Source organism: Amycolatopsis sp. NPDC006131 (genome assembly GCF_040614175.1).
GTDB classification, from domain to species: Bacteria; Actinomycetota; Actinomycetes; order Mycobacteriales; family Pseudonocardiaceae; genus Amycolatopsis_E; species Amycolatopsis_E tucumanensis.
In genome coordinates, this window is the sequence record NZ_JBEXTX010000185.1 from 1 (window position 1) to 9,592 (window position 9,592).

Genomic DNA, 9,592 nt, shown 5'->3' on the forward strand with positions numbered 1-9,592 from the left:
GCCGCGCCGAGCACCGCTCGGCGCGGCCGGTGGGCTTTTGTTGTGCGGCGATTGCTTCGGGGGGTGGGTGCTCGGGAGGGAGGGTTTGCTGTGCGGCGATCGCCACGGGGGCGGGTGTTCGGGGGAGGGAGGTTGTGCGGTGATTGCCGCAGGGCGTGGGGGTGCTCGGGAGGGAGGGTTCGTGCGGTGATTGCCGCGGGAGCGGGTGTTCGGGGGAGGGAGGTTGTGCGGTGATTGCCGCGGGGCGTGGGGGTGCTCGGGAGGGAGGGTTCGTGCGGTGATTGCCGCGGGGGCGGGTGCTCGGGGGAGGGAAGTTGTGTGGGGTTGCCGCGGGGCGTGGGGGTGCTCGGGAGGGAGGGTTCGTGCGGTGATTGCCTCGGGGGCGGGTGTTCGGGGGAGGGAAGTTGTGTGGCGGTTGCCGCGGGGCGTGGGGGTGCTCGGGGAGGGACGGTTGGTGCGGCGATTGCCCCGGGGGGCGGGTGTTCAGGGGAGGGAAGTTGTGTGGCGATTGCCCCGGGGCCGTGGGGCGTGGGGCGTGGGGCGTGGGCGAGGGCGAGGGCGAGGGCGAGTTTGTTGTGCGGGGCTGCTCGTGATGTCCGGGTGCCTAGCGGGGCTGGGCGGTGCGTGGACTCGTTGGTGTGCCGGGTGTGCTCGGCCAACCGCTGGCTGTGTGCGGTGTGCTCGGCGGCGTGGTGAGCCATGGGCGGCCCGCCGGGGACGGCGGTGACGGGCCCGGGCGTTCGTGGCATTCTGGACACCGGGGATCCGACGGCGGGGGCGAAGGGACGTAGGCTAGGGACGTGCCGTTCATCGCGTACTGGATCATGCAGGTCATCAGCTGGGCCGGCACGCTGGTGGGCCTCGGCGCGTTCGTGCACGCCCTTCTCCAGCGCGCGGACGCCTACCACGCCGCGGACCGCAAGACCAAGCCCATCTGGCTCGCCATCACCGGCGCGAGCACGGCCGCGATGGGGCTGTTCGGCTTCGGTGGGGCCGGCACGCTCTTCTGGCTGGCCGGCATCGTCGCCGTCCTCGTCTACCTCGTCGACGTGCGGCCGCGGCTGATCGAGGTTCAGCGCGGCGGCAAGAACTGGTGAACCGGCGATTCCCTATCCTGGCGGCGTGAGGACCTGGAGCATCGCCGGGACGCTGACCGTCCACCCGGCCGCCGAACGCACCGACCTGCTCGCCGAGCCCGTCGCCAAAGCACTGGCCGCCCTCGACCCCGACAGCGTCGGCGCCGTCGAGATCGACCCCGAACTCGCCGACACCGCCGCGTTCTGCGAGGCCTACGGCTCACCACTGAACGCCTCCGCCAACTGCGTCGTCGTCGCCGGGAAGCGCGCCGGCGAGGTCCGGTTCGCCGCCGCGCTCGTGCTCGCCACCACGCGCGCCGACGTCAACGGCGTCATCAAGCGCCGCCTGGACGTGCGCAAAGCGTCCTTCGCACCGATGGACGAGGCCGTCGCCCTCACCGGCATGGCCTACGGCGGCATCACGCCCGTCGGGCTGCCCGCGGACTGGCCGATCCTCGTCGACAAGGCCGTCGCCGACTCGCCGGAACTCGTCATCGGCAGCGGCATCCGCGGCGGGAAACTCCTGGTCACCGGCGACCTGCTCGCATCGCTGCCCGGCGCCGAGGTGATCGACGGCCTGGCTAAACCGGTCGCGTAGACATCGTCGCCCGGCGCGACAACGTCAGGCCCCGCGGCACGGCGAACCGCTCCAGCAGCGCGAACACGCCCTCGCACACCAGGGCCAGCACGATGACGGCCAGCCCGCCAGCCAGGATCTCGCCGTAACCGCCCGCGCCCTGCGCGAACCCGTCCACGATGAACCGGCCCAGCCCGCCACCGTCGTTGACGATCGCGCCGATCGCGACCGTCGCCACCAGCTGCAGGAACGCCACCCGCGCGCCCGCGAGGATCACCGGCAACGCCAGCGGCAGCTCGATGCGCAGCACGATCTGTCCCTCGGTGTGCCCGATGCCGCGCGCCGCGTCCACCGCCTCCGGCTCCAGCGACACCACCCCGGCGTAGGTGTTGGTGAACAACGGCGGCAGGGCCAGCGCCACCAGCGCGAGCAGCAGTGGCCAGAACGACGTGTTCACCTCCCACCGGCTCGCCAGGTACCAGAACAGGATGATCAACCCGAAGCTCGGGATGGCGCGGCCGATGTTCACCGCGCTGCTGGCCAGGAACGCGCCCCGGCGGTAGTGCGCCAGCACCAGCGCCGGCGGCACCGCCAGCGCGGCCGCGATGACCAGCGACAACGCCGAAAAGCCCAGGTGCTCCAGCGTGCGGTACGGGATGCCGGCCGGGTCGGTCCAGCTCCACCGGCCCGGCTGCCCCAGCCAGTCCAGCGCCTGCTCGAACGCGTTCACGCCCGCCCCGCCTTCCGCGCCCACGGGGCCAGCGCCCGCTCGCTCAGCCACAACAGCGCGTCCACCAGCACCGCCAGCACGATCGACAACCCGATCCCGACGATGATCGCCGTCGGGTTCGGCGTGGTCGTCTGGATGCCCTGACGGATGAAGAAGCCCAGCCCGCCCATGCCGAGCATCGCGGTGACCGTGACCAGCCCGATCGTCGTCACGGCCGCGACCCGCAGCCCGGCGATCACCACCGGCAGCGCCAGCGGGAACTCGACCTGCAGCAACAGGCGCAGCCGCGTGAAGCCCATGCCGATCGCGGCCTCCCGGACCTCCGCGGGCACCTGCTGGATGCCGGTCACGATGTTGCGCAGCAGGATCAGCAGCGTGTACGTGGCCAGCGGGATCACGGCCGTGGTGAACGACAGCCCGAAGAACGGCACCAGCAGCGCGAACGCCCCCAGGCTCGGGATCACGTACAGCGCGCCTGCCGCGCCCAGCGCGACCGCGTAGAACCAGCGCCAGCGCAGCGACAACACGGCCAGCGCGACCGACACGACGAGCCCGATCGCGAGCGCGGCCGCCGTCAGCGCCAGGTGCTCGCCGAGGCGCTGCGCGATCTCGTCCGCGTTGCGCTCCACCCAGCGCCACTCGAACAGCGGCCGGTCGGTCGCGGCCAGCACGTACTCGCTCACTGGGCGAGCATACGGGCGGTGACCGACACTGACGGGCGGACGATCTCACTATGTGGTTTCTGTCGGTGCCCGCGGATAGGGTCGCTGGCGACGAACAGCACTGGGAGGGTGAACAGGTATGCGGTGGACACGGAGCCTGCGGGCGGCCGGGATTCTCGCGGTGGCGGTCCTCGGGCTCACGGCCTGCGGCGGCGGGGACGACGGCGGCACGGCCGCGCCGGGCAAGGGCGGCGCGCCGATCGTGGTGGCGTCGTTCAACTTCACGGACAGCCAGATCCTGGCGGAGGTGTACGCGCAGGCGCTGGAGGCGAAGGGCTACCCGGTCCAGCGGAAGTTCAACATCGGCTCGCGGGAGCTGGTGTACCCGTCGCTGAAGTCGGGCGAGCTGCAGTTCATCCCCGAGTACCAGGGCGCGGCGATCAGCTCCGGGTTCAACGAGCAGGCGCCGAACGACGCGGCGTCCGAGCATGCGAAGCTCGCCGAGCTGTTCAAGCCGTCCGGCGTCGGGCTGCTGGACTACGCGCCTGCCGAGAACAAGAACACCTACGTGGTGAAGTCCGACCTCGCGCAGCAGCAGGGCCTGCGGACGATCAGCGACCTGAAGAAGCTGGACAAGGTCGTGCTGGGCGGCCCGCCGGAGTGCGGCACCAGGGCCAACTGCTTCATCGGCTTCCGTGACGTCTACAAGCTGAACGTCACGTTCTCGAGCATCCAGGAGTCCGGCCCGCGGGTCGAGCAGCTGCGCTCGGGCGCGGTCACGGTGATCCCGCTCGACTCGGTGAACCCCCTGGTCGGCAACCCCGACTTCACCGCGCTGGAGGACGACCAGAAGATCGTCGCGACCGAGAACATCGTGCCCGCGGTGAACCAGAAGGTGCTCGACGAGCGCGGCCCCGACTTCGCCGCGGCGGTCAACGCGGTGAGCGCGAAGCTGACCACCGACCAGCTGCGTGACCTGAACAAGCAGGTCGACGAGGACGGCGACCAGGTGGCGGACGTCGCCAAGGACTGGCTGTCGCAGCAGGGCCTCCTCTGATCGATAGAGTCGCGGGCGACAGCGTTCGAGCAGATCAGGAGGGGTTATGGCGAAGGTCACCGCAAGCGCGGAACGGACGATCGACGCACCGGCCGACAAGGTGCGGGCGCTGGTCGCGGACTACGCCGAGACCCGGCCCAAGATCCTGACCGAGCACTACCGCGACTACGAGGTGGTCGAGGGCGGCACCGGCGCCGGCACGAAGGCGAAGTGGAAGCTGCAGGCCACCTCCAAGCGGGTGCGGGACGTCGCGGCGAGTGTGTCCGAGCCGGAAGCGGGCACCCTCGTCGAGACGGACGCCAACTCCAGCATGGTCACGACCTGGACGGTGCGGCCCGCGGGCGAGCGCAGCACCGTCCGGATCGAGACCACCTGGCAGGGCGCGGGCGGCATCGGGGGCTTCTTCGAGAAGACCTTCGCGCCGGCCGGGCTCCGCCGGATCTACGACGGGGTGCTGGGCAAGCTCGCCGAGCTCGTCTAGCCGCGCCGCTCGGTGCGGTGGCTGTAGCCTCAGCCACAAAGCGGAATCAGCGCCCCGGTTAGTGTGTTGGCAGCCCTGGAGACACACTTCCGACACCCACTGGAGCGCATGATGAGCACCACCGCGACCGAGATCCGGCTCGCCTCCCGTCCGCACGGCGCGCCGACGCTGGACAACTTCGACGTGGTCGACGTCGAGGTGCCGCGGCCCGGCGAGGGCGAGGCCCTGGTCCGCAACCTGGAGATCAGCGTCGACCCGTACATGCGCGGCCGGATGAGCTCGGCCAAGTCGTACGCGCCGCCGTACGAGGTCGGCAAGGTGATGCTGGGCGGCGCGGTCGGTGAGGTCGTCGAGTCGAACACCGACGCCCTGCGGCCGGGCGACCTGGTGCTGCACGGCTTCGGCTGGCGTTCCCACGCCGTGGTCACCCCGAAGCAGGCGGCCAAGATCGACGCGGGCGCGGCGCCGCGCGAGGCGTACCTCGGCGTGCTCGGCATGACCGGCCTCACCGCGTACGCCGGGCTGACCGAGATCGCGCGGTTCCAGCCGGGTGACACCGTGTTCGTCTCGGGCGCGGCCGGTGCGGTCGGGTCCGTCGTCGGCCAGCTGGCGAAGCTGAAGGGCGCCAAGCGGGTCATCGGCAGCGCCGGATCGGCCGAGAAGGTCCGGCACCTCGTCGAGGACCTGGGCTTCGACGCCGCGTTCAACTACAAGGACGCGCCGGTCGCGAAGCAGCTGGAAGAGGCCGCGCCGGAGGGCATTGACGTCTACTTCGACAACGTCGGCGGCGAGCACCTGGAAGCCGCCATCAACTCGGCGAACGTGCACGCGCGGATCGCCGTGTGCGGGATGATCTCGATCTACAACGCCACCGAGCCGCCCGCCGCGCCGCGGAACCTGGGCCAGATCATCGGCAAGCGGCTGGACATCCGCGGGTTCCTGGTGGGCGACCACTACGACCTGCAGGCGAAGTTCTTCGAGGAGGTCGCGCCGCTGGTGCGCTCCGGCGAGATCAAGTACGAGGAGACGATCGTCGAGGGGCTTCGCAACGCTCCGCAGGCCTTCCTGGACCTCCTCGCGGGCGCCAACACCGGCAAGATGCTCGTGCGCGTCTGATACGCCCGCCGACGTACGGCGAAGAGACGCTGCCAGGCAGACGCCGCGAGAGCTCCGAACGCCGACCATCGTCGGCATGACCCTCGCACTTCGCGAAAGCCTCTGGACCCGCGCCCGGCCAGTCGAGCGCGTGGCCTACGTGGTGGCCGCCGTCCTGTTCACCAGCGGCCTCGTGCACCTGGTGGCCTAGTGGCGAGCGGCACCACGTGGGAGGGGCCGCTGTCGTACCGCAAGGCCATGACGTTCGGCCTGTCCTTCGGCCTCACCCTGGCCAGCGTCGCCTGGGCGACGAGCTTCCTCCAGGTCCGCCGCCGCACCCCGCTGCTCGGCGCGCTCACCGCGGTGAGCGTCGCCGAGGTCGCCCTGGTGACGCTGCAGGTCTGGCGCGGGGTGCCGTCGCACTTCAACTTCGAGACCGGCTTCGACACCGCCGTCTCCTACAGCCTCGCCGCGGGCGGCGCGGTGATCATCGTGACCGTGTCGGCCTTCGCCGTGGCGGCCTGGCGGACGACGAACCTCAGCCCGAGCATGACGCTTGCCCTGCGGTTCGGGCTCGTCGTGCTGTTCGCGGCCATGGTGGTCGGCGCAATCATGATCGCCGACGGCGTCACCCTCGCCCGCGGCGGACAACCGCAGCTCGCCTACACGACCGCGGGTTCGCTCAAGCTCGTGCACGCGGTCACGATGCACGCGGTCCTCGTGGTCCCCGGGCTGGCCTGGCTGCTGCGGCACGCGCCGGAACGCCGCCGCACCAAGGCGATCCAGGCCGCCGTCGGTGTCTACACGCTGCTGATCGCGGGCGCGGTGCTCGCGGCCTAGAACACCACCGTGCGGTTGCCGTGCACCAGCACGCGGCTCTCCAGGTGCCACCGCAGGCCGCGGGCGAGCGTGATCTTCTCGATGTCCCGGCCCTTGCGCACCAGGTCGGGCACGGTGTCGCCGTGGTCGACGCGGATCACGTCCTGCTCGATGATCGGCCCGGCGTCCAGGTCGGCGGTCACGTAGTGGCACGTCGCGCCGACCAGTTTCACGCCGCGGCGGTGCGCCTGGTGGTAGGGCCGCGCGCCGATGAACGACGGCAGGAAGCTGTGGTGGATGTTGATCGCCCGGCCGGACCACGCCTGGCACAGCTCCGGCGGCAGGATCTGCATGAACCGCGCGAGCACGACGGCGTGCGGGTCGTGCTCGTCGACCAGTTTGCGCACCTCGGCGAACGCCTCCGCCTTGTCGCCGGCGGGGAAGGGCACGTGGTGGAACGGGATGCCGTGCGCCCGCGTGATGTCCGCGAGGTTGTCGTGGTTGCCGATCACCGCCCGCACGTCGACGTCCAGCTCACCGGCGGCGACCCGGCCCAGGATGTCGTACAGGCAGTGCCCCTCCTTGGACACCAGGATCACCACGCGGCGGCGCTCGGAGGTGTCCTCGACCCGCCAGTTCGACTCGGCCGACAGCGACGTCGCCACCTCGGCGAAGCGCGACCGCAGTTCGTCCACACCGAACGGCAGCGAGTCCGCCCTGACCTCCTGGCGGGTGAAGAACCAGCCGGTGTCCGGGTCGGTGTGGTAGGCGGCCTCGACGATCCAGCCGCCCGCGTCGGCGAGGAAGGACGACACGCGCGCGACGATGCCGGTGCGGTCGGGACAGCCGAAGGTGATCACATAACGTCGTTCGGACACGGCCCCATCTTCCCCGCCGCTCCCCGTCACGGCGCGGCCAGGGGCTCCAGGAGACGCACGTCACCGGTCACCGAGGCGTGGCTGGGCCGCCCCCACACGCGCCGGTACACCGCGTCGGCGGTGCCCGCGACCGTCACGTCGGCCTCGAACGCGGCCGTCACCGGCTCGATCGTCCCGGGCTGCCCCGGGTGCAGCACGACCCGCCACATGCGACCGGCGTCGGCGGCGTGCACGAGCACCGAGCCGGACAAGTCGAACTGGTCCCACTTCGCGCGCGTCGGCAGCATCCAGGCGAGCAGCTCGTCGACGCCGTCCGCGGCGAACTCCGGGTCGAACACGAGCGACGGGACCGCGGACGCCTCCGCGCTGCCTGCCAGCGCGTGCTCGGCGTCCAGCCGGTGGATCGCCGTCTCGTGCGCCTGCCGCCGCGCCCAGGACCGCGTGGTCTGCTCGTAGCGGGTCCACGGCAGCCACGCCGGCGCCGCGGGATCGGCGAGTCCGGCGAGCATCCCCTGCAGCTGCTCGTCCCACCAGGACAGCAGTTCAGTCCAGTCGGCGGGCGGCTGCCCGCGGGTCACGTTCGCGCCGGTGGGATCGGCGAGCGCGGACCGGACCCACGAGTGGACCTTCGCCAAGTGGTCGACGAGGCGCTGGACAGTCCACTTCGGACAGGTCGGCACCGGCGCCTCCGGTCCCGTCCGCACCGCGGCCGCGCGCAGGGCCCGGCACTGCGCCTCGATCATCGCGAGGTACTCGGCGTGCTGCATGCCGTGAGCGTAACCGCCGCACCACCTCGATGACACCGACCATGATCAACCCGATGCCGAAGGACAACAGCAGCCCCTTGGCGGGCTGCCCGTCGAAGCTCGCGCCGCCGATCGCGCCGATGATCACGCTGTAGACGGCCCAGATCCCGGCGCCCAGCGCGTCGAGCGCGATGAACCGCGCCCACGGCACGCCCATGCTGCCCGTCGCCAGCCCGCTCGCGACCCGGCCGCCCGGGATGTACCGGCCGGCCACGATCAGCAGCCCGGCGTTGCGGTCGACCTGTCCGCGGGCCCACTCGTAGCGGTCCTGCTTCCCGCCGCGCAGCCACCGCGTCAGCGCGGGCGCGGCGCCCCGGCCGACCGCGTGCGACAGGCAGTCGCCGGCGAGCGCTCCGGCGGCCGCGAGCAGCGCGAGGAGCGCCAGCTTCGGCACGTCGGTGCCGAGCAGCACGGCGACCGTGATCACCGTCGTCTCGCTCGGCATGAACGGCAGCAGCGCGTCCAGGCCCGCCACCGCGAACACGATCAGCCACAGCCAGGGCGATCCCAGGGCGCCCTGGAGCAGCTCACCGAGGTGGTTCAGGAAGTCAAGCATGCGCCCGGACCCGAATGGACCGGACGACGTCCTGGGCTCGCGCGGCCAGCTCGCGCCGGTCGCCGGCGGGCTCCAGCGGCGGGTGCGCGGTCAGCTCGATCCGCAGGTCGCGGGCGCGCGCGACGCGGCTCAGCGACGGCAGAAGAGCGTCGTCGCCGACGAAGGCCGCGACCGTGCTCGGCTGCCCGCCCTGGGAGTAGGCGAAGGTCACCGGCCGCACCGGCGCGCCGGCGTCGATGGCGGCCTGGAACGCGGCGCGCCGGAACGTGCCGCCCTGGCCGCCGCACCACGTCGTGCCCTCGGGGAACACGACGACCGACTCGCCGGCGCGGAGCGCGTCGGCCAGCCCGGCCACCACCCCGGGCAGTTCCCGCAGCTCGCGCCGGGCGATGAACCGGGTCCCGCAGGCCTGCGCGAGCGACCCGATGACCGGCCACGAGCGCACCTCGCGCTTGGCCAGGAACCCGACCGGGTCGACGGCCAGCAGCGCGACGATGTCCAGCCACGACACGTGGTTGGCCACGATCAGGGTGCCGGTCCCCGCGGGCACCCGCAGGAGGTCGGTGTTCGCGTCCAGGGTGACGCCGAGGGCGTCGAGCACCCCGCGGGCGTGCGGGCGCAGGTTCCCCCGCCGCACCTCGGCGAGGACCGAGCCCAGCGCCAGCCACCGTCGCACGGTCCGCAGTGTGCTGATCTCAGGCAGCCGGTGGGTGACGCAGCGAGGGGTACAAGGTGAAGTCACGTCCCACGGGTTCATGAATTCTCCATAAGATTGTTGATGTTCAGGACGGGATGTTCTGGATGCCCAGGGCGATGGGGTGTGGCTGATGGGTTCTTGCCCCGTTGGGTGGCTTC

11 protein-coding genes and 1 pseudogene are annotated in these 9,592 nt (G+C 71.7%); 6 read left to right on the plus strand and 6 right to left on the minus strand.

Going from position 1 to position 9,592, the window contains the following annotated elements; all coding sequences use genetic code 11:
- Positions 1-800 precede the first annotated feature (800 nt).
- Positions 801-1,097, plus strand: a complete 297-nt coding sequence (locus tag ABZ215_RS42125; RefSeq protein WP_354714360.1) for a DUF2516 family protein — start codon at positions 801-803, stop codon at positions 1,095-1,097.
- A 25-nt stretch (positions 1,098-1,122) separates the two neighbouring features.
- Entirely contained in the window at positions 1,123-1,674 is a 552-nt protein-coding gene (locus tag ABZ215_RS42130; protein WP_354956426.1) for a YbaK/EbsC family protein, read from the plus strand.
- Here ABZ215_RS42130 and ABZ215_RS42135 read toward each other — a convergent pair.
- Together ABZ215_RS42135 and ABZ215_RS42140 are read right to left on the minus strand one after the other, a co-directional pair.
- Positions 1,658-2,407 (minus strand): ABC transporter permease subunit, encoded by a 750-nt coding sequence (locus tag ABZ215_RS42135; RefSeq protein WP_354956428.1) that lies wholly within the window; start codon positions 2,405-2,407, stop codon positions 1,658-1,660. The two genes, ABZ215_RS42130 and ABZ215_RS42135, sit on opposite strands and share 17 nt — an antisense overlap.
- The gene (locus ABZ215_RS42140) at positions 2,380-3,066 is read right to left on the minus strand and encodes an ABC transporter permease (RefSeq protein WP_020419560.1); all 687 of its coding nucleotides are present in this window, start codon (positions 3,064-3,066) and stop codon (positions 2,380-2,382) included. The genes ABZ215_RS42135 and ABZ215_RS42140 overlap by 28 nt, the downstream gene beginning before the upstream one ends.
- A 118-nt stretch (positions 3,067-3,184) precedes the next feature.
- Between ABZ215_RS42140 and ABZ215_RS42145 the strand changes: the two genes are divergently transcribed.
- The 4 genes from ABZ215_RS42145 (at position 3,185) to ABZ215_RS42160 (ending at position 6,518) form a co-directional block, all read left to right on the plus strand.
- Positions 3,185-4,102, plus strand: a complete 918-nt coding sequence (locus ABZ215_RS42145; RefSeq protein WP_020419561.1) for an ABC transporter substrate-binding protein — start codon at positions 3,185-3,187, stop codon at positions 4,100-4,102.
- A 46-nt stretch (positions 4,103-4,148) separates the two neighbouring features.
- Complete coding sequence (locus tag ABZ215_RS42150; protein ID WP_020419562.1) at positions 4,149-4,583, plus strand: SRPBCC family protein; 435 nt, start codon at positions 4,149-4,151, stop codon at positions 4,581-4,583.
- A gap of 108 nt (positions 4,584-4,691) precedes the next feature.
- Complete coding sequence (locus ABZ215_RS42155) at positions 4,692-5,699, plus strand: NADP-dependent oxidoreductase (RefSeq protein ID WP_354956430.1); 1,008 nt, start codon at positions 4,692-4,694, stop codon at positions 5,697-5,699.
- 189 nt (positions 5,700-5,888) lie between these two features.
- On the plus strand, positions 5,889-6,518 hold the full coding sequence (locus ABZ215_RS42160; protein WP_354956432.1) for a hypothetical protein: 630 nt from the start codon (positions 5,889-5,891) through the stop codon (positions 6,516-6,518).
- On the opposite strand, the gene purU is transcribed toward ABZ215_RS42160, so the two are convergent.
- From purU to ABZ215_RS42180, 4 genes and pseudogenes are all read right to left on the minus strand, one after another.
- Entirely contained in the window at positions 6,515-7,375 is an 861-nt protein-coding gene (gene purU / locus ABZ215_RS42165; RefSeq protein WP_037322690.1) for a formyltetrahydrofolate deformylase, read from the minus strand. The genes ABZ215_RS42160 and purU overlap by 4 nt on opposite strands.
- Before the next feature lie 26 nt (positions 7,376-7,401).
- Positions 7,402-8,142 carry a maleylpyruvate isomerase family mycothiol-dependent enzyme gene (locus ABZ215_RS42170; RefSeq protein WP_354956434.1) on the minus strand — a complete coding sequence of 247 codons (741 nt, stop codon included), beginning with the start codon at positions 8,140-8,142 and terminating at the stop codon, positions 7,402-7,404.
- Between the two features lie 124 nt (positions 8,143-8,266).
- A pseudogene (locus tag ABZ215_RS42175) lies at positions 8,267-8,737 on the minus strand (VTT domain-containing protein); the annotation flags it as partial.
- Positions 8,730-9,413 (minus strand): lysophospholipid acyltransferase family protein, encoded by a 684-nt coding sequence (locus tag ABZ215_RS42180; protein ID WP_354956436.1) that lies wholly within the window; start codon positions 9,411-9,413, stop codon positions 8,730-8,732. The gene ABZ215_RS42180 and the pseudogene ABZ215_RS42175, both read right to left, overlap by 8 nt.
- Between the last annotated feature and the right edge of the window lie 179 nt (positions 9,414-9,592).

Coding starts and splice junctions, on each gene's coding strand:
- ABZ215_RS42155 (WP_354956430.1), top strand. CDS start 4,692: ATGATGAGCACCACCGCGACCGAGATCCGGCTCGCCTCCCGTCCGCAC.
- ABZ215_RS42145 (WP_020419561.1), top strand. CDS start 3,185: ATGCGGTGGACACGGAGCCTGCGGGCGGCCGGGATTCTCGCGGTGGCG.
- ABZ215_RS42170 (WP_354956434.1), bottom strand. CDS start 8,142: ATGCAGCACGCCGAGTACCTCGCGATGATCGAGGCGCAGTGCCGGGCC.
- ABZ215_RS42150 (WP_020419562.1), top strand. CDS start 4,149: ATGGCGAAGGTCACCGCAAGCGCGGAACGGACGATCGACGCACCGGCC.